The organism is Enterococcus hermanniensis, assembly GCF_001885945.1.
Classification (GTDB): Bacteria; Bacillota; Bacilli; order Lactobacillales; family Enterococcaceae; genus Enterococcus_A; species Enterococcus_A hermanniensis.
On the sequence record NZ_JXKQ01000002.1, the window covers coordinates 224,732 to 250,243 of the forward strand.

The 25,512-nt window shown below is 37.5% G+C and carries 21 protein-coding genes; 3 read left to right on the top strand and 18 right to left on the bottom strand.

The window, feature by feature from the left end; genetic code table 11:
- Positions 1–27: 27 nt before the first annotated feature.
- Complete coding sequence (gene glgB, locus RV04_RS03355; protein WP_071857057.1) at positions 28–1,929, bottom strand: 1,4-alpha-glucan branching protein GlgB; 1,902 nt, start codon at positions 1,927–1,929, stop codon at positions 28–30.
- 406 nt (positions 1,930–2,335) lie between these two features.
- Here glgB and RV04_RS03360 point away from each other — a divergent pair, with 406 nt between their 5' ends.
- Positions 2,336–2,875 (top strand): DUF2179 domain-containing protein, encoded by a 540-nt coding sequence (locus RV04_RS03360; RefSeq protein ID WP_379952885.1) that lies wholly within the window; start codon positions 2,336–2,338, stop codon positions 2,873–2,875.
- Here RV04_RS03360 and RV04_RS03365 read toward each other — a convergent pair.
- The 8 genes from RV04_RS03365 to RV04_RS03400 all read right to left on the bottom strand — a co-directional run bounded on the left by RV04_RS03365 (position 2,872) and on the right by RV04_RS03400 (position 14,302).
- Positions 2,872–3,741, bottom strand: a complete 870-nt coding sequence (locus RV04_RS03365) for an alpha/beta hydrolase (protein WP_071857058.1) — start codon at positions 3,739–3,741, stop codon at positions 2,872–2,874. The genes RV04_RS03360 and RV04_RS03365 overlap by 4 nt on opposite strands.
- 3 nt (positions 3,742–3,744) lie before the next feature.
- On the bottom strand, positions 3,745–4,545 hold the full coding sequence (locus tag RV04_RS03370; protein ID WP_071857059.1) for a DUF1803 domain-containing protein: 801 nt from the start codon (positions 4,543–4,545) through the stop codon (positions 3,745–3,747).
- Positions 4,546–4,644: 99 nt separating this feature from the next.
- A complete protein-coding gene (locus RV04_RS03375; RefSeq protein ID WP_071857060.1) occupies positions 4,645–5,574 on the bottom strand; it encodes a manganese-dependent inorganic pyrophosphatase in 930 nt (309 codons plus the stop codon).
- 88 nt (positions 5,575–5,662) lie between these two features.
- Complete coding sequence (pflA, locus tag RV04_RS03380) at positions 5,663–6,442, bottom strand: pyruvate formate-lyase-activating protein (protein WP_071857061.1); 780 nt, start codon at positions 6,440–6,442, stop codon at positions 5,663–5,665.
- A 109-nt stretch (positions 6,443–6,551) separates the two neighbouring features.
- Positions 6,552–8,843, bottom strand: a complete 2,292-nt coding sequence (gene pflB / locus RV04_RS03385; protein WP_071857062.1) for a formate C-acetyltransferase — start codon at positions 8,841–8,843, stop codon at positions 6,552–6,554.
- A 284-nt stretch (positions 8,844–9,127) separates the two neighbouring features.
- Positions 9,128–11,575, bottom strand: coding sequence for a DNA topoisomerase IV subunit A (gene parC / locus RV04_RS03390; RefSeq protein ID WP_071857063.1), 2,448 nt, complete (start codon positions 11,573–11,575; stop codon positions 9,128–9,130).
- Between the two features lie 14 nt (positions 11,576–11,589).
- A complete protein-coding gene (gene parE, locus RV04_RS03395) occupies positions 11,590–13,617 on the bottom strand; it encodes a DNA topoisomerase IV subunit B (protein WP_071857172.1) in 2,028 nt (675 codons plus the stop codon).
- Positions 13,618–13,879: 262 nt separating this feature from the next.
- On the bottom strand, positions 13,880–14,302 hold the full coding sequence (locus RV04_RS03400) for a CoA-binding protein (RefSeq protein WP_071857064.1): 423 nt from the start codon (positions 14,300–14,302) through the stop codon (positions 13,880–13,882).
- Positions 14,303–14,430: 128 nt separating this feature from the next.
- On the opposite strand from RV04_RS03400, the gene plsY reads away from it, so the two are divergent.
- Together plsY and RV04_RS03410 are read left to right on the top strand one after the other, a co-directional pair.
- Positions 14,431–15,060, top strand: a complete 630-nt coding sequence (plsY, locus tag RV04_RS03405) for a glycerol-3-phosphate 1-O-acyltransferase PlsY (protein WP_071857065.1) — start codon at positions 14,431–14,433, stop codon at positions 15,058–15,060.
- On the top strand, positions 15,061–15,675 hold the full coding sequence (locus tag RV04_RS03410) for an NUDIX hydrolase N-terminal domain-containing protein (protein WP_071857066.1): 615 nt from the start codon (positions 15,061–15,063) through the stop codon (positions 15,673–15,675).
- Positions 15,676–15,707: 32 nt separating this feature from the next.
- Here the strand turns inward: RV04_RS03410 and RV04_RS03415 are convergent, their stop codons facing one another.
- The 9 genes from RV04_RS03415 to dprA all read right to left on the bottom strand — a co-directional run bounded on the left by RV04_RS03415 (position 15,708) and on the right by dprA (position 25,485).
- Positions 15,708–16,181, bottom strand: a complete 474-nt coding sequence (locus RV04_RS03415) for a GNAT family N-acetyltransferase (protein ID WP_071857067.1) — start codon at positions 16,179–16,181, stop codon at positions 15,708–15,710.
- A gap of 129 nt (positions 16,182–16,310) precedes the next feature.
- Positions 16,311–17,180 (bottom strand): aldose 1-epimerase family protein, encoded by an 870-nt coding sequence (locus RV04_RS03420; protein WP_071857068.1) that lies wholly within the window; start codon positions 17,178–17,180, stop codon positions 16,311–16,313.
- Positions 17,181–17,194: 14 nt separating this feature from the next.
- Positions 17,195–17,983, bottom strand: coding sequence for a GTP-sensing pleiotropic transcriptional regulator CodY (gene codY, locus RV04_RS03425; protein ID WP_071857069.1), 789 nt, complete (start codon positions 17,981–17,983; stop codon positions 17,195–17,197).
- Positions 17,984–17,999: 16 nt separating this feature from the next.
- On the bottom strand, positions 18,000–19,391 hold the full coding sequence (hslU, locus tag RV04_RS03430) for an ATP-dependent protease ATPase subunit HslU (RefSeq protein WP_071857070.1): 1,392 nt from the start codon (positions 19,389–19,391) through the stop codon (positions 18,000–18,002).
- A gap of 49 nt (positions 19,392–19,440) precedes the next feature.
- The gene (hslV, locus tag RV04_RS03435; protein ID WP_071857071.1) at positions 19,441–19,986 is read right to left on the bottom strand and encodes an ATP-dependent protease subunit HslV; all 546 of its coding nucleotides are present in this window, start codon (positions 19,984–19,986) and stop codon (positions 19,441–19,443) included.
- A 40-nt stretch (positions 19,987–20,026) separates the two neighbouring features.
- The gene (xerC, locus tag RV04_RS03440) at positions 20,027–20,926 is read right to left on the bottom strand and encodes a tyrosine recombinase XerC (protein ID WP_071857072.1); all 900 of its coding nucleotides are present in this window, start codon (positions 20,924–20,926) and stop codon (positions 20,027–20,029) included.
- Positions 20,927–21,131: 205 nt separating this feature from the next.
- On the bottom strand, positions 21,132–22,430 hold the full coding sequence (trmFO, locus tag RV04_RS03445; RefSeq protein WP_071857073.1) for an FADH(2)-oxidizing methylenetetrahydrofolate--tRNA-(uracil(54)-C(5))-methyltransferase TrmFO: 1,299 nt from the start codon (positions 22,428–22,430) through the stop codon (positions 21,132–21,134).
- Between the two features lie 21 nt (positions 22,431–22,451).
- Positions 22,452–24,530, bottom strand: a complete 2,079-nt coding sequence (gene topA / locus RV04_RS03450) for a type I DNA topoisomerase (protein WP_071857074.1) — start codon at positions 24,528–24,530, stop codon at positions 22,452–22,454.
- A 94-nt stretch (positions 24,531–24,624) separates the two neighbouring features.
- Entirely contained in the window at positions 24,625–25,485 is an 861-nt protein-coding gene (gene dprA, locus RV04_RS03455; protein ID WP_211271167.1) for a DNA-processing protein DprA, read from the bottom strand.
- Between the last annotated feature and the right edge of the window lie 27 nt (positions 25,486–25,512).

A 25,512-nucleotide genomic window follows, 5' to 3' on the forward strand; every position in this document is an offset into this window, starting at 1 on the left:
AAGGCTATTCCTTCATCGACCTCCTCTCTATTTCTTACGTATGTTGATTGATTCTGGTTTTAAAATAATGGCTCCTAAAGCAGGAACAGTCGTTCTAATTAACTGGTCATACTCTTTGAATTGAATGGATTCACTTTGACAAATATCATTATGTTGTGTCCAAGTTCCCCCAAATTCCTGCATTTCAGTATTCCAAACTTCTTTGTATGTTCCTGGATAAGGAACACCTATGGTAAACTCTCGACGTTCTACTGGTGTCATATTTAAAGCAACAATTAAAAAGTCTTTTTTACGTTTTCCTTTACGCATAAATGTTAAGACTGATTCTGAAGTGTTGTCTGCATCGATAATCTCAACAGTTTCAGCTGAATCTTCAAGTTCCCAAAGAGCAGTTTGTTCTTTATAAAAATAATTGAGCTCTGATGTAAATTTTTGCATTGAATGGTTTAAAGAATCATTTAAATCCCCCCATTCAAGCTCTTCATCGAATTTCCATTCTAAAAATTGCCCCCACTCACTTCCCATGAATAGTAATTTTTTTCCAGGATGTGTGATGAGGTACGTATATAGATTACGTAATTGAGCAAATTGTTTATAACGATCGCCCCACATTTTATGCATCAAACTCTTCTTACCATGCACAACTTCATCATGTGAAAGTGGCAAAATAAAATTTTCTCGCATCATGTACATAAAAGAGAACGTAAGCAACGTAAAATGATCTTTTCGCAATACAGGATCCATTTCATAAAAGCGTAAAATATCATTCATCCAACCCATGTTCCATTTAAAATCAAAGCCTAATGAGCCATTTTCAATCAAGCCTGTCACCGGTGTTTCAGATGAGCTTTCTTCTGCGATCATCAAGACGTTCGGATGGGCAAGCTTAATTACAGCATTTAATTTTTGTAAAAAGTAGAAGCCTTCAAGATTACGATTTCCACCTTCGTGATTTGGTGTCCACGGACCTTCATCATAATCACGATAGATCATATTAGAAACTGCATCGACACGAATCCCATCAATATGGAACATCTCGATCCAAAACATCGCACTAGAAATCAGGAAACTTTGGACTTGTGGTTTGCCAAGATCAAAATTGATTGATCCCCAACGATTGTTCTTTGCTCGATCTGGATCAGAATATTCAAATTGCGGTGTGCCATCATAATAGGGCAGTGTGTCATCATTGATGCAATAATGCCCTGGGACCCAATCGACGAAGACCCCGATATTATTTAAATGGCAAGCTTCCACAAAATCTTGAAATTCGGCTGGTGTTCCGTAATAAGAACTCAAAGCAAAATAACCAATCAACTGATAGCCCCAAGATCGACCTAATGGATGCTCCATTAACGGCATGAACTCAATATGGGTATAGTTCATCTCAACTAAATATGGAATCAATTCTGCCTTTAAATCTGAAAAACTATACGGCTCTCCATTTTCGTGTTCCTTCCACGAGCTAGCGTGGACCTCATAGATATTCATCGGTCGTTTAAATTTATTGGATCGTTTGTTTCGACCAATCCACAAGCCATCTTTCCATTTTTTGGCTGGAAATTCATAAAGTTCCGCAGCAACACCCGGTCTTTTTTCAAATCGAATTGCAAAGGGATCAATTTTATAGACTTCACGTCCATCTGCTTGTTGAACTTTGAATTTATAGAGATCCTTTTCTTTTGCGTGTTCACAATAAACTTCCCAAATGCCACTAGTTTCATCTTTCTCCATTGGAATCCCTTGCCAATCATTAAAATCTCCGACTAAGGAAACCTTTTGTGCATTTGGTGCCCAGACGCGAAAAATATAGCCTTCCGCTATTCTATGCGCTCCTAATAATTGTTGAACATAGAAGTTCTCGCCTGACAAAAAAATTTTACTAGCTTCATTAGATATCTCAATTACATTTTGTATATTTTTTTTCATGAGAACCACCTTTTGCAAAAATATTCAAGCGCTTTAAATTAAAATAAAATGTGCTAACTCTAATTTATTTTATTCGTTTTGTTTTATTATAACAACACAAACACCTTGAAAACAATTAATCAAGCCATTTATATCCTTTTTCAATTATTATTAAAAGCTCTCTATAACATTATAATATAATAAGATTTAAAATAGAAGCGTAAATTATATTATATTAAAAATAATTTTATTGTCACTATATAAATAACTAATATTATTATTATCAGAACATATTAATATGTGTGTTATTCATTTAGTATTTTCGTTCTAGTTGCCTTTTTTTAAAATAATCGATAGGCTTAGATTAACTATTTTTATTGAATTACTATTTTATACGTTAGGAGGAATTTTGTTGATTGATTTAAAAATGTTGGCAATGATTTTTTTCATCAACTTAGCATATGTAACACTTAATACGATCCGTTTTATGCTAACGATCAAAGGCTATCGTGTATTAGCTCCAATTTTAAGTATGGTCGAGATTACGATTTATATTTTGGGGCTTTCGCTAGTATTAAATCGTTTAGACAACCCGATTAACCTCTTTACCTATGCATTAGGATATGCGATCGGAATTAGTATCGGAATCAAAATCGAAGATAAATTGGCCTTAGGTTATATCATGGTAACAGTCATCCTACCTACGAATACTAATAAAGAAGGTAGCTTACCTCGTGTTCTACGTGATAAGGGATATGGTGTAACGCAGTCTTACGGTGAAGGGCTCGAGGGTGATCGAATGGTATTAGAAATTTTATCTCCTAGAAAAACGGAACGAACGCTTTATGCTTTGATTAAAGAAGTTGAGCCGCGTGCGTTTATCATTTCTTATGAACCAAAATATATTTCTGGTGGCTTTTGGACAAAAAAAGTGCGTAAAAGACAAAAAAACAGCTCGAAGGGTTAGCTTCGAGCTGTTTTTTTCCACATAAATCGGATTAATTCATTGCGTAATTTAGCACTTTTAGTAATTGCAGAGTGTCCGCCACTTTTTCCAGTGATCGTCAGCTCTTGATAACTATGGGCATGCTTTTGAAACAGATTGCGCAAAGCAAAAGCACTATAGATAGAAACAGAGCCGTCACTTTGAGTATCGTCCTTTAAGTCCCCAGCAACAGCTAAGACTTTTAGGTTAGGTGGCAATTGATTCATTGCACGGTCAAAATATTGATAGATCGGCGTTTCTTCACTAGGCCCCTCTGCTGTTAATTCAGAAGCAAACACTTCATCCGTTTCTTCTGCGATCTCCAAATCATTGAATGGTGCAGCGATCGCAACAAACCGATCAGCGATCGGCGTTTGATCATCTGCATATTCAAGTAAATATCTCAAGGTCGAAACGCCCCCCATCGAATGACTTACCAAGTTTACATGTCGGATTTGCTGTTGATACAGATAATGCATCACTTTATCGATCCACTCACTTTGAGTCACTTCATCCGTAACGTCTTTTGCAAAAAGTACCATAATAGTTGGGTTATCATTGGTATTCTTTAATTTTCCCTCTACTTTTAGCGTACCATCTGCCTGGACAACGATCGTCATCTCACGTTTTGCTATATTTTCCTTTTCTAATCGCACCAAAAGCGGACCGAAAGAAAAAGAACTTCCTTCATAACCATGGATAAAAACAGTTGGTACATTTGAATAGTGAATATCTTTGCGCTCAGTTAACGTCCCCGGACTAAAATAGCGTAAACGAGTATAGTAGATCCCTACACATGCCGCCAAAAAAACGATGATCAAAAACAACCCTTTGATAAATCTTCGCATCTTCTACGCCTTCTTTTTAATCAAATAAGTAAAACTTTCACGTTCAGCCAACAACTTTTCGGTCAATTCATGCGCAAAAAAGAAAGCAACTTTCTCATCTACCAATTCTTGCATTTCTATTTCAGCTATCTGTTCGACGATTGGAATATTCATACCCCACTCCGGTTCATTCGTGATTACACCGCTGATCACTAAACTTTCTAAAAAAATCGAAGCCCGGCTTGGCGCTTTACCTTTTGCGATCCGTTCAATAATCAATGTCAGTTGATTGGTAAAAAATTCACGATTTACATCGCCTAACAAATGAGCTAATTCAGGAAATTTTTGGGGTTGATCGATTTCAGCGAAATAATTAGGTAATGTTTTTGCTGAACTTTCTCGTTTATTGATTGTCACAATATCAAACTGTGGATTTTCTAACCGTGTACAAAACGGTAGTGGAAATCCAACAAACAACGTATCAGAAATAGCATTTGACAATATTCCTTCAGCTAACCAAATTAATACTTCGTCATCCGAATAATTTTTTGATTGATTTTCCATAAAATCTATAACCATTTGAGTCGTAGGATATGCTTGAACAACTGTCTGATTTAATTGATAGCGTCGATCTTCTCTTGAAATGATCTTACTAGAAATTAAAAGCTCTAGTTGTTTATCCAGATGATGATTTTTAGGAAATTCTTGGCGAATCGTTCGTAAGATCACTGGTTCATCTAAATCCAAAAAGTAGGTTAACAACGCTTGAACTTCTGTCTTTTTTAATTCCTGTGATAATTTTTTATTCTCTGTATATATTTGCATGTATTTCGCCTTTCCAAATAGGTAACATAAAAAAATTATTATATCGCTTCAATAATTGAAAAAAGTGGACTTAAAAAGTCCACTTTGATTAACTAAAAATTATTTTCCAAACGCTTCAGTCAATTGAGGAACGATTTGTTTCTTACGTGATACTACACCTGGTAAGAATGCACGGTCATTTGTCAATTGGACACCAAAAGCTTCTGTTACTTTATCTCTTGGTTCACCAGCAACTAATAATTCAGAATCTGAATCTAAAACATTTGTTACCAATAATAAGAATAAGTCGTACCCATTTTCAACGTTTGCTGATAACATTGCATCACGTAATGCTTCTTGTCGAGCAAACACTTCGTCTAAATCGACTGTATTTACTTGTGCGATTCGGACTGTTTTGTCAGCCATTGGAAATGATTTTGCATCCAAATCCAATAATTCTGCTTCGGTTTTTGTCCCTAGATTCGTTCCAGCTTTTAATAAATCTAAGCCATAACTATTCAAATCAACACTTGCAAGTGTCGCCAACTCATTTGCTGCATCGATATCTTCTTGGGTACACGTTGGTGATTTGAATAATAGTGTATCAGAAACGATTGCTGATAACATCATACCTGCAATTTTAGCAGGAACAGTGATATTATTTTCTTTATACAGTTTCAAGATGATCGTTGACGTACAACCTACTGGTTCCGCACGATAGTATAAAGGATTTGCTGTTTGGAAGTTTGCGATCCGATGATGATCAACTACCGCTAGAATATTTAATTTTTCAATATCTGAGACACTTTGTTGGAATTCATTGTGATCCACTAACATGATATCATTTGTTTCATCCGCAATAGCAGTGACTACACGGGGAGCTGTCAAACCAAAGTGGTCTAATGCAAATTGTGTTTCTTCATTAGGTGTACCAAGTGCAACTGCTTCAGCGTCTACACCTAGCTCTTTTTGTAAATTAGCAAAAGCAATCGCCGCTCCGATCGCATCTGTATCAGGATTTTGGTGTCCAAAAACTAAAACTTTTCCCATAGTTGATTCGCTCCTTTAAATAAGTTCTTCTTTATCATATCAAAAAAAAGGAAAAGAGCAACCAGATGCTACTCTTTTCCTTAAAGTTTTAACGTTTTAAATAGCCTTTATAATCTTCCGTATGCAAAAGTTTTTTTGCATTTTCAACGCGATCATCTGTCGGAGGTTCAATTCCTTCTAATGGATACTTCAACCCCATCTCTTCCCATTTATATTTCCCCATTGTGTGATAAGGCAAAATTTCTACTTTATCAACATTGTTCAAGGATTTGATAAATTTATCTAATCGAATTAAAAATTCGTCATAGTCGCTTCTAAAAGGTACCAATACGTGGCGAATCCAAACTGGTTTATTGATATCAGAAAGATATTTCGCCAATTCTAAGATGTTATCATTACTTTGTCCAGTTAGTTCTTTATGTTTTTGATTGTCGATCTGTTTGATATCAAATAAAACTAAATCTGTATATTGCATCAATTCTTCAAATTTCGAGAAAAATGGTTCATCATGTGTAAAGGGTTTGCCACAACTATCTAAAGTTGTACTGATCCCCATCGCTTTGGCTTTTTTAAATAAATCAATTAAAAAGTCGATTTGTAATAAAGGTTCTCCACCACTAACTGTGATTCCGCCCTTTTTACCCCAATAGCTTTTATAATTCAATGCTTCTTGTAATACGTCATCGGCTGTTCGTTGTTTTGCTTTGGGATCATTGATTTGCCAAGTATCAGGATTGTGGCAAAATTGACACCGCATCCGACAGCCTTGCATAAAAACAATGAAGCGAACTCCTGGTCCATCAACAGAGCCAAAGCTTTCGATTGAATGGACATTTCCTAAAATAGGTTGTTCTGTGATAGTTGACATAAGTAGTCCCCCTAATTCATTTTATAGGTGAAACCTATTAAAAAGTAAGGCGAATAGACCACCGTCCATCCGCCCTTACTTTATTATTCATTTGATTTTTAACTAACAACTACATTTTTGCATGGAACGTACGGCTGATAACATCTTCTTGTTGTTCACGAGTTAAATCGATAAATTTAACAGCATAGCCAGAAACACGAATGGTGAAGTTTGCATATTCTTCTTTTTCTGGATGTTCCATAGCATCGACTAATTTTTCTTTACCAAAGACGTTTACATTCAAATGATGCGCACCTTGGTTAAAGTAGCCATCTAACACACTCGTTAGATTTTCGATACGTTCATCTTCATCATGACCTAAGGCATCTGGGTTGATACTTTGTGTATTTGAGATACCATCTAAAGCATATTCATAAGGTAATTTTGTCAATGAATTAAGTGAAGCTAATAAGCCATTTTGTTCAGCGCCATAAGATGGGTTAGCACCTGGAGATAGTGGTTCTCCTGCTTTACGACCGTCAGGCATTGCACCAGTAGCTTTACCATAAACAACATTCGAAGTAATCGTTAAGATTGATGTTGTTGGTTCTGAGTTGCGGTAAGTATGATAATGTTCAAGTTTTTCCATGAATTTCTTCAACAACCAAACAGCGATGTCATCCGCACGAGCATCATCATTTCCGTATTTAGGAAATTCGCCATCAATCTTGAAGTCTGTAACAATCCCATCTTCATCACGCAATGGATATACTTTTGCGTATTTAATAGCCGCTAATGAATCGACAACGTGAGAAAAACCAGCAATACCAGTAGCAAATGTCCGTTTTATATTAGTGTCCATCAAAGCTAATTCAGCAGCTTCATAATAATATTTGTCATGCATGTAATGAATAGCATTCAATGTATTTACATACATTCCTGCTAACCATTCCAACATGTCATCATACTTAGCCATAACTTCTTCAAAATCTAAAACATCATCTGATTCAATCGGGCGATAATCCGGTCCGACTTGAACTTTAGATTTTTCGTCGACCCCACCATTGATTGCGTATAATAATGCTTTGGCTAAGTTGGCACGTGCACCAAAGAACTGCATTTCTTTCCCAGTTTGGGTCGCTGATACACAGCAGCAGATCGCATAGTCATCTAACCATACTGGACGCATCACATCATCATTTTCATATTGAATCGATGATGTATCAATCGAAATTTTCGCTGCATAATCTTTAAATCCTTCTGGTAAACGTGAAGAATATAAAACAGTCAAGTTCGGTTCAGGAGATGGGCCCATGTTTTCTAATGTGTGTAAGAAACGGAAATCATTTTTTGTGACTAATGTGCGACCATCCATGCCCATGCCTGCAATTGAAAGAGTTGCCCAAACAGGGTCACCAGAAAATAATTCATTGTATGAAGGAATCCGTGCGAATTTGACCATTCGTAATTTCATTACTAGGTGGTCGATCAATTCTTGTGCGTCTACTTCAGTCAATGTACCATTTTCGATATCACGTTGGATATAAATATCTAAGAATGTAGAGACACGACCAATTGACATTGCCGCTCCGTTTTGTTCTTTGATCGCAGCTAAATAACCGAAGTATGTCCATTGAACCGCTTCTTTTGCATTTTCTGCTGGACGAGAAATATCAAAACCATACGCTGCAGCCATTTCTTTGATACGTTTCAATGCATTGTATTGATCAGTGATTTCTTCACGCAAACGCATGTCTTCTTCTGTAAATTGTCCGTGACCACAGTTTTCATGATCTTTAAATTTTTCTTGCATCAAATAATCAATGCCGTATAAAGCAACACGACGGTAGTCACCTACAACGCGCCCACGACCATAAGTATCTGGAAGACCTGTAATAATTTTATTCCGACGCGCCGCACGAATTTCTGGCGTATAGATATCAAATACTGCTTGATTGTGTGTTTTGTGATACGTATTGAAAATTTCTGTATATTTAGGATTTGGTGTATAGCCATAACTTTCAAGTGATTCTTCCGCCATTCGGATACCACCATAAGGCATGAATGCACGTTTCAATGGTTTGTCTGTTTGAATCCCTACGATTGCTTCTTGATCTTTTGCTTCTTCATCGATATAGCCAGCACCATAAGCATTAGCAGCAGAAACAACATCTGCTTCCATGTCTAAAACGCCGCCATTTTCACGTTCTTGTTTTTGTAATTTTTGTAGCTTGCCCCATAATTCGTTTGTTGCTGCTGTTGGTTCTGCTAAAAATTCAGCAGTGCCTTCATAAGGTTTGTAGTTTGCTTGGATGAAGTCACGGGTGTTAATTTCCGTTTTCCATAAATGACCTTTAAAGCCTTCCCATGCAGCCTTTTCAGTGTTCTTCATTTGTTTAAGTTCATTTGTTGCAGTTCCCATTTTAAAAGGACCTCCTTAGAATATAAAAACGTAATTGCTACAGCTTTACGAACACAGTATAACACATCGTTCTATTTATGCAAGCCTTTACTTGTGAAAGATTATCAATATTATAAATTTCACTTGTTATCGTTACCAAATCTTTGTTATTAAAGGGTTTTAGTTTTTTAAATTCTAATTTTATTCTCTTATCCTGCTAGCCTATTCTTAATATTGTGATTAAAAAAACGGCTTCTGTATTAACACAGAAGCCGTTTTTTATCATAAAAATTAACACAGAAAATCTATTCTTGAATCAAATTTTGTTCTTGAAAAACGGAGAACAATTCTCCATCTTTCTTCTCATCAATTACAAAACTTCCGTTTGAAATACGGTCGCTGATTGGTACTTTAGTAATATCTAATTCTTTTTCTGTACCCTTTTGAGTGGTTAGCAACAATGTGCCTTCTGTATCTGTCGTCATAAAGGCTAAACGGTGGGGATTTTTTTTCAACTCACGGAAAATCATTAACCCGCGTTTTGCCCGACCTAGCTGGGGTAGTTCTTGTGCTAACATTCGTTTAGCCGCACCGCGTTGACTCAATAGTAAAATTGGCGAATCACCTTCAGACGGAACTAATGCGCCAGAAACAACATAATCCCCATCTTTTAGATTAATAGCTTTTACTCCAGCAGCTTTTGCGCCAACTACAGGTACTTCATCTAATGGATAACGTAGGCCAAACGCTCGATGGGAAGCAATCAACACATCGACCTTTAAAATATCGCTTGTTAAAAAGACAGATACGATTTGATCAGTCGCACTTTTCATCTTCATAGCAGTCGTTGGACGACTCCGATATGTCCGCCATGGTGAAAATTCTGTCATCCGTGTTTGTTTGATCATGCCATCTTTACTGATAAAGATAAAGAGCTTGTTCGCATCGATTTTTTTGTATGGAAAAGCAGCAATAATTTCTTCATCCATCGATAAATTATTGATTGTTTGAGAAATATGTTCCCCTACATCTTTCCATTTTAATTCAGTAATTTCATGAATAGGACGATAAATCATATTACCCCGATTCGTTAAAATCAATAAATGCTCCAATGTATTCATTTTCTCAATAAAAATAATTGAATCGCCCTCTTTCATCCCATATTCATCTGGGCGAGAGGCATTGTAAGACCGAATGCTACTCCGTTTTAGATAGCCTTCTTTGGTCAAAGTTACGATGACATCTTCTTGAGCGATCAAGACTTCTGTATCGATTTTTATTTCGGTAATTTCATCTTCGATTTTCGTCAATCGATCATTGCCATAATTTTTCTTAATTTGACGTAATTCTTGTTTCATCACTTTATGCAATTCTTTTTCACTATTCAAAATCAATTGCAATTCTTTGATTTCAGTAGCTAACTCTTCGGCTTCTTTTTCTAAATCGGTAATATCCGTATTTGTTAAACGATACAGCTGAAGTGTCACGATGGCTTCTGCTTGTTCTTCAGAAAAATCAAAGCGCTCAACTAAATTTTGTTTCGCATTTTTTTTATCTTTACTGCTACGAATCACAGCGATCACTTCATCTAAAATCGACAAAGCTTTCATCAAGCCTTCAACGATATGTTGACGCTTTTGTGCTTTGGCTAACTCGTACTCGCTACGTTTAGTGATAACGATTTTACGGTGAGCAACATAGCTTTCTAAAATATGTTTCAACCCCACTTGTTGGGGTGTCATATTATCGATAGCAACCATATTAAAGTTGTAATTGATTTGCAGATCCGTATTTTTAAACAAATAATTTAAAATTCCTTCTGCATTTGCATCTTTTTTCAATTCAACAACGACTTGCAACCCCGTACGGTCAGATTCATCACGAACTTCAGCAATACCATCAATTTTTTTATTCAAACGAATCTCATCCATTTTTTTGACCAATACTGCTTTATTGACTTCATATGGAATCTCATGGATCACGATTTGTTGCTTGCCACCTTTTAGTGGTTCGATCGATGTTTTAGAGCGCAGAATGACTTTTCCTTTACCCGTCTCATAGGCTTTTTTTATTTCGGATTTGCCTTGTAAAATACCACCTGTTGGAAAATCTGGCCCAGGAATATACTCCATGATCTTATCCAACGTCGCATTTGGATGATCAATCAAATAGATCGCACCCTCAATCACTTCGGCTAAATTGTGAGTGGGGATTTCCGTTGCATACCCCGCAGAAATACCTGTTGATCCATTGACTAATAAATTGGGGTAGGCTGCTGGCAATACAGTTGGTTCTTTTTCGGTATCATCAAAGTTCCAAACTAAATCGACTGTATTTTTTTCAATGTCTTTCAGCATTTCACCACTTAATTGAGACAAACGAGCTTCTGTATAACGCATCGCCGCTGGCGGATCACCGTCCATCGAGCCGTTGTTTCCGTGCATTTCGATCAAGACCTGACGTAACTTCCAGTCTTGACTCATCCGCACCATTGCTTCATAGATTGAGCTGTCTCCATGGGGATGATAATTCCCCATGATATTTCCGACAGATTTGGCAGATTTCCGGAATCCTTTATCATACGTATTGCCATCTTTATTCATAGCATATAAGATTCGGCGTTGAACTGGTTTTAGTCCATCACGAATATCTGGTAATGCCCGTTCTTGAATAATATATTTTGAATAGCGGCCAAAACGGTCACCCATTACTTCTTCTAATGTTAATTCTTGGATCGAATGTTTTGCATCCATCGTCCGACCACCTCCTACTCATCAAACAAACTGATTGAATTTGTATCATCAGCTGTTTTTTCTGTTTCATTTTGTTCAAGGATTGGTTCTGCTTGTGATTCTTCTTTATTGTCTAACAAGCTACCATCTTCTTCTAAAGTAAATTGGACATGTGTTTCAATCCATTTACGACGAGGTTCAACTTTATCACCCATCAACGTCGTCACGCGACGTTCGGCTTGGGCAGCATCGTCGATCCGCACACGAACCAGAGTACGATATTCTGGGTCCATCGTTGTTTCCCATAGTTGTTCTGCATTCATTTCACCCAGACCTTTGTATCGTTGGAGCATATAACCTTTCCCAACTTTGCCAATGACAGCTTGCAATTCATCATCTGTCCAAGCATATTCGACTACTTGTTTACGGCCCGCTCCTTTTGAAACTTTATAAAGCGGTGGTAATGCAATATAGACTTTCCCCGCTTCAATCAAAGGTTTCATATATCGATAGAAGAACGTTAATAACAAGACCTGAATGTGGGCACCATCGGTATCCGCATCGGTCATAATAATAACTTTGTCATAGTTACAATCTTCAATTGAAAATTCTGGTCCAACGCCCGCACCGATCGTATAGATCATGGTATTAATTTCTTCATTTTTTAGAATATCTTGCATTTTTGCTTTTTCTGTATTAATAACTTTCCCACGTAAAGGCAAGATTGCTTGGAATTTCCGATCACGGCCTTGCTTCGCAGAACCACCGGCGGAATCTCCTTCGACTAAAAATAATTCATTTCTTGCAGCATTCTTTGATTGTGCCGGGGTCAATTTACCTGAAAGTAATGATTCCCCTTTCTTGCGTTTCTTGCCATTACGGCTCTCTTCACGAGCTTTGCGAGCTGCTTCACGAGCTTCACGAGCCTTAATTGCTTTACGTACAAGCATTTGACTATTTTCACTATTTTCTTGTAAATAGAAGCCCATTTGCTCACCAATCACATTATCCACGGCACCACGAGCTGCAGGTGTCCCTAATTTACCTTTGGTTTGTCCCTCGAATTGCAAAAGATTTTCCGGAATTCGAACAGATAATACAGCTGATAATCCTTCGCGAAAATCAGATCCTTCAAGATTTTTATCTTTGTCTTTTAAAAGACCCGTTTTTCGCGCATATTCATTATAAGCTTTCGTCATCGATGTCTTCATGCCAGCTTCATGTGTGCCGCCATCTTTCGTTCGCACATTATTGACAAAAGATAAGACATTCTCAGAATAACCATCATTGTATTGATAAGATAGTTCCACTTCGATTCCATCACGTTCACCAGAAAAATATACGACCGGTGTTAATGTATCTTTATCTTCATTCAAGTATTGGACGAATTCTTTGATTCCTTCTTCAAAATGGAAAATTTCTTTAACTTCTTCTGTGCCACGTAAATCGGTCAACGTGATTTTGACACCTTTTAATAAAAAGGCTGATTCTCGTAAGCGTTCAGATAATGTGTCGTAAGAAAAATGCAACGTAGAAAATATTTTCTTATCAGGTAAGAAATGAACCGTCGTTCCATTTGCCTGACGGGTTTTACCAATTTTTTCCAACGTACCTTGTGGTTTCCCACCGTCTTTGAATTTTTCACGATATTCAACGCCATCACGAACGATGGTGACCGTCAGCCATTCAGATAGTGCGTTTACGACACTGGCACCAACACCGTGAAGACCACCGGATGTTTTATAGCCACCTTGACCGAATTTTCCTCCGGCATGGAGGATAGTGAAAATAACTTCGACTGTTGGAATACCTGATGCGTGCATTCCGACCGGCATTCCGCGTCCTTTGTCACTGACTTCCACACTGTTATCAGCATGAAGTGTAACTTCTATTTCATTTCCATATCCGGATAAGGCTTCGTCTACTGCATTATCCATGATTTCATAAACTAAATGATGTAAGCCACGACTGTCCGTCGAGCCGATATACATCCCTGGTCTTTTTCTAACCGCTTCTAAACCTTCTAATACTTGGATTGAAGCATCATTGTACTCGTTTTTCAAATTAGCCAAGCTTACAACTCCTTATTTCTATTAACGTGTGTATCTTTCTTTAGCGAAAAATAACTTGTTATTCGTACTGTGTATGTTTCCAACTAAACTATTAAAAATCTAATTGCTTTGATTGATGACAATAAAAGTTGGATCGGCATCCTTACCTAAAGTACATCATTTGTATGATACGCTAAAAGTGTGTAAAAAAAAAGCCTATCCTAAAAGTGGAAAGACTTTTTAATCTTTTTCTTTAAGATTTATGAGTTGCTTTTTAAGCTTGTTTGTTCAACTCAATCTTCACACAACGGTTCATTACGATATCATTTCTACCTTGATCTTGCAACAATTTCGCTGCTTCTTCACTTTCTAGGCCTAATTGAGCCCAGAAAACTTTGGCATCGGTTTTCAAGAAAGCTTTAGCTACTTCCGGTAAAAATTCACTGCGACGGAAAACATCAACGATATCGATCGTTACAGGTACATCCGTTAACTCAGCCACTACAGGGATCTCGTTGATCGTTTGGCCTGCTAACTTCGGATTCACACCATACAACGTATATCCATGTGCTTTTAGAACTTCGGCAATTTTGTAACTTGTTTTTTCTGGTTTGTCACTCAATCCGACTACCGCAATTACTTTTGCTTCATTCAAATATTGAAAAATTTTTTCTTGACTTGGATTTTGAAAACTCATTTTAGTCCCTCGCTATCAATCTAAATTTTAGTCATACTCATAAATTAAGTATAGCATGTGATTATAGATTTGTTCACTGATTTGAAATCTGCTAAAATGACGTTACAACTATAGAAATGAGGATTTATATGAAAATCGCTATACTGATGGTGCTGGCGTATCTCCTTGGCTCCATCCCTTCTGGAATTTGGATTGGAAAATTATTTTTTAAGAAAGATATCCGCGAATATGGTAGTGGAAATTCGGGAACGACGAATACCTTTCGTATTTTAGGAAAAAAAGCTGGTCTCATCGTTTTTGCTATGGATTTATTGAAAGGAACATTAGCAACGTGTTTGCCGATGATTTTTCATTTAGATGTTAATCCATTATGGTTTGGTCTGATTGCAGTGATTGGCCATACTTTACCGATTTTTGCTGGTTTTAAAGGCGGAAAAGCGGTTGCAACTAGTGCCGGAATGCTCTTAGGTTTTGCTCCTTTATTTTTCTTTTATTCTTTAGTCTTTTTCTTAGTCATTTTATATCTAACGAGCATGGTTAGTGCAGCTAGTATTTTATCTGCTATTTTTGTTACTGTGTCATCTATTCTTTTACCTTATTTTTGGCCTACTATTTTACCGACCCACAATTGGCTGTTAACTTTAGTCTGCTTTGTATTAACGTGCTACATTATTTTCCGACACAAGGAAAATATTCAACGAATCAAAAATGGAACAGAGAATCGTGTCTCTTTTGGGTTGAATAAAAAGGAGAAATAAATGGATGAACAACTTTTAGCTTGGGCAATCGAGCTTCAAGCATTAGCCCAAGCAGGATTAGCTTATACAAAAGATCCCTTTGATGAAGAACGCTTTGAACGGATTCGTACAATCGCTGTCGAAATGTTAGCTGTACAGTCGCCTTTACCGATAGCGAAATTACGCACCTTATTTGCTGATGAAACAGGTTATCCTACGCCGAAATTAGATACCCGTGCAGCTGTTTTTAACGAAGATAAAATATTATTAGTTCAAGAAAAAAACAAACTCTGGTCCTTACCTGGTGGCTGGGTCGACTTTGATCAATCGATTAAAGAAAACACTATTAAAGAAACACAAGAAGAGACCGGTTTGACCGTTGAACCGTTAAAAGTTATTGCCATTCAAGATCGGAACAAACATAACTTTCCTCGATATGCCTATAGTGTCTGTAAAGTTTTTGTCGAATGCCAACTGATTGGTGGTTCTTTTATCGAAAACATTGAAACCCTGCAAATTGGTTGGTTCACAAAAGATCGGTTGCCACCGTTAGCAGAAGCTAAAAATACTCAAGCTCAAATCGATTTATGCTTTTCCGCTCATGAAACACAAAATTGGCAAGTTTTTTTCGATTAAAAAAAGGTCACTTCATTGAGAAGTGACCTTTTTTATAGCTCTTTTTTCAAAAAGACATTGTCAACAGCAACGACAGGGAAATCGGCTGGAAATTCTGTAATTGCCAATGCTTCAAACTCATTTTTCTTATAAAAAGCAATCGCGGCTTCAAACGTCGTGATCGTTCCTAAATAAATAGCCTTATAGCCATTTTCTTTAGCAAATTTAGTTGCTGTATCTAATAATAATTGCCCAACTTTATGCCGGCGGTACTCTTTTTTAACGAACATCTTACGTAAGGCTAAATTTCTATTTTCTAAACGAATCAACGCAATTGTTCCTACAACTTGGTCACCATCCATTGCCAACCAAAAATTCCCACCACCGGCGATATAAAATTCTTGGATTTCCAATAAATCTGGTTGATCCTCCAAAGTGATCGCAATATGAAATTCTTCTTGCTGAATTTTAGTAATAACATCCGCTACTTGCATTTTGTATGGCTCTTGATATTCAATAATTTCCATTCAATTCACGCTCCTTAGTCTAGTCGAAGGCTTAAGTAAAATACTCTAAACTTTCTTCTAGCATCCTCTAATTAACTAAGAATAGCAACTAATTAGCAACAAAAAAACTGGAGATTTACTCCAGTTTTTTTAACTTACTGTAATTGAAAATTCTGTTTTAAAGTTTTCTTTAGGCGCTAAACGATTCATACCTTCTTTGTCCTCTAAGCGTCCCGTACTGTCCACTGAATCAGCAAACCCCCACCAAGGTTCAATACATACAAACGGTGCTTCTTCAGGGTATGGTGACCACAAACCAACATAAGGAATATTATTGTAGGCTACTCGTACACTATGAGAGGATTCTTCCGTTCCTAACGTATAAGCATTCAAGCCTCTAGTTTCATAGATCAGTGCATCTTCTTTAAAAAGCTCACGACTCAATTGAATATTCGTATTGGTTTGACCAATCGTTTTTTGATCTAGATTAGTGTATGGGCCTTCCAATGGGATTTTCACTCGTGATTTTTGAGGCGAAAATGCAATGAAGTAATCTTCAAACTTCAAATCATCCGTTAATGGAATATTAAAGGCTGGGTGACCGCCTAATGCAAAGATCATTTCATCTTCTCCGCTATTTTCAACATTAAAACGGATGCGTACTCCTTGACCCCACATTTCATAACTGATTGTTAATGCAAAGTCAAAAGGATAGATTTTTTTGGTTTCAGCATCGCTTTTCAAAACAAATATGGCTTTATCCGCCGAATGTTCTACTACTGAAAATTCTTTATCTCGAGCAAAGCCATGTTGCCCCATAGGGTAGACTTTTCCTTTGTACGTATATTGATTGTCTTTCAAACGACCGACAAAAGGAAATAGAAATGGCGCATGACGTCCCCAATATTTAGGATCCGCTTGCCAAATATATTCGATGTCATTTGCTTTCAAGCTTACAAGCTCGGCTCCCTTTTCATTGATCGTTGCTGTTAAAAAATCATTACTGATCGTTACTGACATAACTTTAACACTCCTTATTTGTGACGCACTAGTTCTTCTTTAAACAATGGATTCAATACTTTTAAGTATGTTCCTTTCATTCCAAGTGAACGAGATTCGATGATTCCCGCTGATTCTAGTTTGCGTAAAGCATTCACGATAACTGAACGGGTAATACCGATTTTATCTGCGATATTCGAAGCTGTCAAACGGCCTTCGTCACCGTCCAAAGCATCAAAGATCGCTTTAACAGCTTTCAATTCACTATAAGATAGCGTGCTGACAGCCATTTGAACAGCTGTCTGACTGCGAACTTTTTCTTCTACATTTAAAAATTGCTGATATAAAATTTCCATCCCGATAACTGTTGCACCATATTCAGCAAGTACTAGATCATCATCCGCAAAAGCACCTTCCGTACGCGCTAAAATAATCGTCCCTAAGCGTTCACCAGAACCAAAAATAGGAATGATCGTTGTTAATCCTTGAGGATAAAGTTCTGCACGTTCCGTTGGAAAAGCTGTTAATTTATTTTCGACCGGAATATTGGCTTGCGTTTTATAAACTTCACGCATTCCATCTACGTAACTATCAGGGAATTGACGGTCAACGATGAATGAACGTACGCGGTCAGTATTGATATCCAATTTTTCATTCAACCCTAGTAGTTTTCCTTCTGCACCAATAATGTAAGTCAAAGTTCCTAATATATCGCCTAAAATTCTTGCCATATTGTTATAAGGCAATTCCGCAGCAGGCTCAAAGGCATTCTTTTGTTGCATCATTTTATTGATTTGACGTGTTTTTTCTAATAATGTTTCCATTTTTCCCCTCCAATGATTAAAGAATATAACGACTTAAATCTTTGTTTTGAGCAATGGATGCTAATTTTTCATCCACATAAGCTTCTGTAATCGTGATTTCACCCATTTGCATATCTGGTGCTTCAAATAATAGATCTTCTAATAATTTTTCTAAAATCGTATGCAAACGACGCGCACCGATATTATCCGTTTCACGGTTCACATCAAAAGCCATTTGTGCAATTCGTTCGATTGCTTCTTGCGTGAAGATAATATTGACATTTTCAGTACCGACCAAAGCAATATATTGTTTGATCAACGCATTGTTTGGTTCGGTCAAAATTTTGACAAAATCTTCTGCTGTAAGATCGCTCAATTCTACTCGAATCGGGAAACGACCTTGTAATTCAGGAATCAAATCACTTGGTTTTGATAAACTAAAAGCTCCACTAGCAATGAACAATACATGATCGGTTTGAATCGCACCATATTTAGTATTAACTTGAGAACCTTCAACAATCGGTAAGATATCACGTTGAACCCCTTCACGTGATACTTCGCCCGAATTTTGTTGTGATTTAGAAGTGATTTTATCGATTTCATCAATGAAAATGATACCTGAACTTTCAGCTAATTTGATAGCTGCAGTTGAGATGTCACCTTCATTCACTAATTTTGCTTGTTCTTCTTTTACCAATAATTCTTGTGCTTCTTTGACTGTCACCGTACGTTGGACTTTCTTCTCTGGTGTTAAAGCACCTAGAGTGTCAGATAAATCGATTCCCATTTGTTCTAATCCGTTGTTCATTGGTGCTGCTTTTTTAGGTTCAGTCACTTCGATTGTCACTTCTCGTTGATCAAGTAATCCTTTTTCTAATTGATCGAGAACCGTTTGACGATTAACTTTGATGTCTTCTGTAACTTCTTCTTTTGTCTCTGTTTGCGTTTGATTGAACATATTCATCATTTGTTCGTATGGATTTGAACTTTGTTTTTGTTCTTTTTTAATTCCAGGAACTAAGATTTTGACTAAACGTTTATTCGCTCGTTTTAGTGCTTGTGAATATACTTTTGAGTATTGTTCTTTTTCTACGATCGTAATCGCATTTTCGACTAAATCACGAACCATTGATTCAACGTCGCGCCCAACATAACCTACTTCTGTAAATTTTGTCGCTTCGACTTTGACAAAAGGAGCTTTGACGATTCGTGCTAAACGACGAGCGATCTCTGTTTTCCCAACACCTGTTGGTCCGATCATCAAAATGTTTTTGGGCGTCACCTCTTGTTGCATCGTTTCTTCTAATTGCATCCGACGGTAACGATTACGTAAAGCAATCGCTACAGAACGTTTTGCTTCAGTTTGTCCGATAATATATTGATCTAATTCACTTACGATTTCTTTTGGTGTTTTATTGACTTCAGTCATCTTCATTCTCCTTAATCTACTGGATTCAGTTTTTTTAATCTATTCGTCTCTACATTTCTTCTACGATAATATTATGGTTTGTAAATACACAAATGTCCGCTGCAATGTTCAAGGCACTTTCAGCAATTTCTTTAGCACTCATTTCCGTATTATGCTTTTTCATTGCTCGAGCAGCCGCTAAAGCATAGTTACCGCCAGAACCAATCGCTAAAATACCATCATCAGGGGCGATCACTTCACCATTTCCTGAAACTAACAGCATTTCTTCACTGTTCATCACGATCAATAGCGCTTCTAAATTTTTCATTGCTTGCTGTGTCCGCCACTCTTGCGCTAACTCAACAGCTGCACGCTGTAGATTGCCATTGTATTCATTTAATTTACCTTCAAATTTTTCTTCTAAAGTAAAAGCATCTGCCACACTCCCAGCAAACCCAACGACTACTTGGCCATTATAGATTCGACGAACTTTTCGTGCCGTGCCTTTCATAATGACTTGCTCTCCCATAGTTACTTGGCCGTCACCAGCCATAGCTAATTTTCCATCTTTTTCGATCGCACAGATCGTTGTGGAATGAAATTGTGATTCAGACATTTTATTCTCTCCTTACTCTTTCTTTTAGTTATACTTCTAATTACGCTCTTGGGTGAAATGAACGATAATTCTTTTGTAAACTTTCTTTAGTAACATGTGTATAGATTTGAGTTGTCGACAAATTAGCGTGTCCCAATAATTCTTGGACGGTTCTCAAATCCGCACCATTATTTAATAAATGCGTGGCAAAGGTATGCCGCAACATGTGTGGATGGATATCACTGCTGAGACTACTTTTTTTAATTATTTGATTTAAGACATATTCGATTCCTGTGGCAGTGATCTGATCTCCATGATGGTTGATAAATAAATAATCATGCTCTTTACCATAACGATCCATCAATTGTTGCCGGCCTGTTTGTTGATATTCTTGAATTGCATCAGCAGCATACGAACCTAAAGGAACATAGCGATCTTTGTTGCCTTTTCCGTGGATCAACATAACACTATTATCAAAATCAAGCACTGACAATCTCAAATTAGCACATTCGCTGACTCGAAGCCCTGCTCCATAGAGCACTTCTAGTAAAGCCCGGTTTCGTTGGTCAAGCGGCTTATTCCCGTCAACGCTTTCAAACAACACTTGAATCTCTTTTTCATAGAAGAAACGCGGCAGCCGAGCTTGCTTTTTCTTCAAATGAACATAAGAAAAAGGATTTTCATCTAGTTGTCCATGTTTTAGAAGATATTGGTAAAACGATCGTAAACTTGCAATTTTACGACTGATCGTATTACGACTGTATTTTTTATCATTCAAAAAGGCTAAATAAACCCGAACATCTAAATGATCCACGTCTAATAAAGAAGCTTCACCGGATTCTTTTAGAAATTGGATAAAGTCATTTAAATCACGCAGATAGGCATCTTTGGTCTTTTCTGAATAACCTCTTTCAGTCATTAAATAACTAATGAATTCATTTATTGCCTGCTCATTATCCAAATATTACTCACCTCTCCAACATAAAATAAATGTAGCATAAGAGCTTTTTAATTACAATTGAATTGTCAGAATTTATTGACTTTTCACAAATATACTAACAATTCCTTACAGTTTTTTCATAATTTACCATTCTTCATATAGTTTTCTTTAATTTTTCCCGCAAGAAAAGAGACAGGCAAAAGTAATTTTGGCCTGTCTCTTCTTTTTATAAACTCATTTCAGCTAATGCGTTCAGTGCACGTTCAGCTAATGTTTCATACCGCAATTTTTTGTCTTTGATTCTTTCTGGCAATGCTGGGAAAAGTCCAAAATTCGCATTCATCGGTTGGAAATGTTTTCCTTCGGCATGAGTGATGTAATAAGCCATTGATCCAATCGCCGTTTCTCGAGGAAACTCAATCAATGCTTCACCTTTGGCTAAACGAGCAGCATTCAATCCAGCAACAAGTCCACTACCTGCACTCTCAACATAACCTTCGACACCAGTCATTTGACCAGCAAAGAATAAATCATCACGTTTTTTACTTTGATAAGTTGGACGTAATAATTCTGGCGAATTCATGAAACTATTTCGATGCATGACACCATAACGTAAAAATTCTGCATTTTCTAAACCAGGGATCAATTGAAATACCCGTTTTTGTTCGCCCCATTTTAAATGCGTTTGGAAACCAACGATATTATACATTGAAGCCGCCGCATTGTCTTGTCGTAATTGAATCACGGCATACGGACGTTTACCTGTTTTAGGGTCTTCTAAGCCCACGGGTTTCATCGGTCCAAATAACATGGTTTTGACACCCCGTTTTGCCATGACTTCGATCGGCATACAACCTTCAAAGAATTTTTCTTTTTCAAATTCTTTTTGCGGCGCTACTTCCGCTTCGATCAAAGCATTGTAAAAGCGCATGAACTCTTCTTCTGTCATTGGGCAGTTTAAGTATGCCGCTTCGCCTTTATCATATCGTGATTTCAAATATACCTTCTCACGATCAATAGTTGAACCATCTAAAATCGGCGCTGCTGCATCATAGAAATAGAATCCATGGGAACCATTATATTCTGCAATATCAGTAGCTAAAGCTTCCGAAGTCAGTGGACCTGTTGAAACAATCGTGATACCTTCTGGAATTTTAGTGATTTCTTCTGCAATCACCGTAACCAATGGATGCTCCTTCACTCTTTTAGTAATCAACTCAGAAAAATTATCCCGATCAACTGCTAAAGCGCCTCCGGCAGGAACTGCTGTTTCATCAGCAGATGTGATCACGACTGAATTCAAGCGACGCATTTCTTCTTTTAATACACCTACGGCATTGGTTAAACCGTTACCGCGTAATGAATTGCTGCAGACAAGCTCTGCAAAATTTGCTGTGTGATGCGCGGGTGTAGATTTAACCGGACGCATTTCATATAAATTCACGGGAACACCCGCTTCGGCTAATTGCCACGCTGCTTCGCTTCCAGCCAGACCGGCCCCGATAACATTAACTGTTTTAACCATCTCTTCCTCACTTACAAATAATTATTTTTGGACTGCTTCTTCGTAGTCGCCATTGATACAGACAACTTGCTTTCCGCCTTTGACTTTTTTCTCAACTAGATAGCCATCACATTTTGGACAGCTACGACCGACAGGTTTATCCCATGATGTAAAATCACAATCTGGATAGCGTGAACAGCCGTAGAATAAACGATTCTTTTTCGATTTACGTTCAACAACTTGACCCTTATGACAAACAGGACATTCAACACCGATTTCTTTGATGATTGGTTTTGTATTGCGGCAGTCAGGGAAGTTACTACAAGCATAGAATTTCCCGTAGCGTCCCAACTTGATGACCATCGGATGACCACAAACCTCACAATCAAATCCAGCAGGTTCATCTTTGATTTGAATTTTTTCGATACCCTCTTCGGCTTTTTCTAATTCTACTGCAAAAGGTTTGTAGAAGCGATCGACAACTTTTGTCCATTCTTCTTTGCCTTCTTCAACTTTATCTAAGTCATTTTCCATTTCCGCAGTAAAATTAACGTCGACGATCTGTGGGAAGAAATCAACAATCAATGTGTTAACGATTTCGCCAAGCTCAGTCGGCTCAAAGCGACGTTGGGTCAATTTCACGTAATAACGACGTTGAATCGTATCTAACGTTGGGGCATAGGTTGACGGACGGCCTACACCATTTTCTTCTAATGTTTTGATTAGTGTCGCTTCACTAAAGCGTGCCGGTGGCTGAGTGAAATGTTGTTTTGGTTCAATATCTACCGAATGAACAACATCACCTTTTTCGAGATCTGGTAAGACGTTTTCTTTGTCTTCTTTGCCATCATCTCTGCCTTCGATGTAGACTTGCATAAATCCTTTAAATTTAATTTTAGACCCATTAGCGATGAAGATGACGCCATTTTGTTCTAGCGTTACTTTCATCGTATCTAAAATCGCCGACGTCATTTGGCTTGCAACAAAGCGTGACCAAATCAATGTGTAAAGTTTTAGTTGATCTTTATCTAAGTATTTTTTCATTTCATCTGGTGTACGTTGCACGCTGGTCGGACGGATCGCTTCATGGGCATCTTGTGCTCCTTGAGGATTTTTAGTCTTTCTTGCTTGGTGTTGCGAAAATTCCTTACCATATGTGTTTTCGATGAATTCAGCAGCTTCAGCTTTTGCTGTTTCTGAGATCCGAGTCGAATCGGTACGCATATAAGTAATCAAGCCGACGGTTCCTTGTTTACCTAGAGCGATACCTTCGTATAATTGTTGCGCAACCATCATTGTCTTTCTGGTCCGGAAATTTAATTTACGTGCAGATTCTTGTTGCATATTACTTGTTGTAAATGGTAATGATGGGTTGCGTTTACGTTCTTTTTTCTCAACTTTTGTTACTTCATAATCCTTGCCATCGATTCTTGAAGTTATTTCTTTTACAGCTTCAGCATTTGGTAATTTTTTCTTTTTCCCATCGACGCCCCAAAAATTAGCTTTGAATTTTTTAGTTTTCTTTTTGAAGTTTCCATCGATACTCCAATATTCTTCTGGAATGAAATCACGGATTTCTTGTTCGCGATCAATAATTATTTTTAAGGCGATCGATTGTACCCGACCAGCACTCAAGCCTTTTTTGACTTTTTTCCAGAGAATCGGCGAGATCGAATAGCCAACTAAACGATCCAATGCGCGCCGTGCTTGTTGAGCATCTACACGCGAAACATCGATAGTCCGCGGTTCTTTAAAGGCTGCCTTAACAGCATCTTTAGTAATTTCATTGAATACTACTCGATTTTTGTCATTTAAATCTAATCCCAATAAGTAAGCGAGATGCCAGGCGATAGCTTCTCCTTCTCTATCCGGGTCACTTGCGAGATATACTTTTTGAGCTTTTTTAGCCGCTTGTTTTAGGCTTTTGATGACATCGCCTTTTCCACGGATAGAAATATAATGAGGTTCATAGTTGTTTTCAACGTCGATTCCCATTTTACTTTTAGGTAAATCACGGACGTGTCCAACACTTGCCACGACTTTATAATTTCTTCCTAAATATTTCTCAATCGTTTTAGCTTTCGCTGGTGATTCTACAATAACTAGGTATTTATAGGCCAAATGTTTTGCCTCCTCAATTTTTACTTCTATTATATATTGATAACTACTGACAAATCGTAGCCTATAATACGCTATTCAAATTTTGTTTGTCAAGTCAGGGCTTAGCGAATTTATTCAGTAAATCATAACAATCGAAAATATCTTGAGCCTTTTCGACGCAAACAGCTCCATCTTGAATCAGCTGATGGCAACCACTTGATCTTCCATCCAAGATAGATCCAGGAACAACAAAAACTTCTTTTCCATAATCCAACGCTTGTTGCGCAGTAATCAGCGAGCCGCTACGTTTCTTCGCTTCAATCACAAGTACCCCACTGCTTAAACCAGCAATAATTCGATTCCGCATCGGAAAATGGAATTTGGCGGGGGTGGTCCCATTTGGATATTCACTTACTACGAGGTGATGTTTACTCATCTCGATTTGTAAATTACCGCTTCCTTTAGGATAACAAATATCTAAACCGGTTCCAACTATTCCGATAGTTTTTCCTTGATTACTGATGGCAAATTGATGGGCAAAGCTATCGATTCCTCTTGCTAGACCACTAACAATCACGAAGTTGCGTTTGATTAATTCCGGCATTAGTTCTTGCAAAACAGAATAACCATATTGTGATGCATCACGAGCCCCTACGACTGCCAACATTTTTCTTTCTAAAAAAGCTAACTCACCTTTATAAAATAATACTAAAGGTGGTGTCGGCACATGTCTTAGCTGTTCAGGATAAGTTGAATCTTCAATAGTGACATAGTGATGTGTTTGCTGTATTTCACAAAGACGTTCCTCACTCCAGTCATTCCAATCATTCTTACGCGTCGTTTGAGCAAGCAAACGAATTTCTAGACTATCAAATTGCCACCACTGATGGCGTTTCGCAAATTGATAGATACGCTGCTTTGCGACAGCACCGATCCCTTTCGTCATACTCAAACGTAAAAGAAAATTATTTTTCAAAAAAAACCCTCTTTTCAGCTCTTTTAT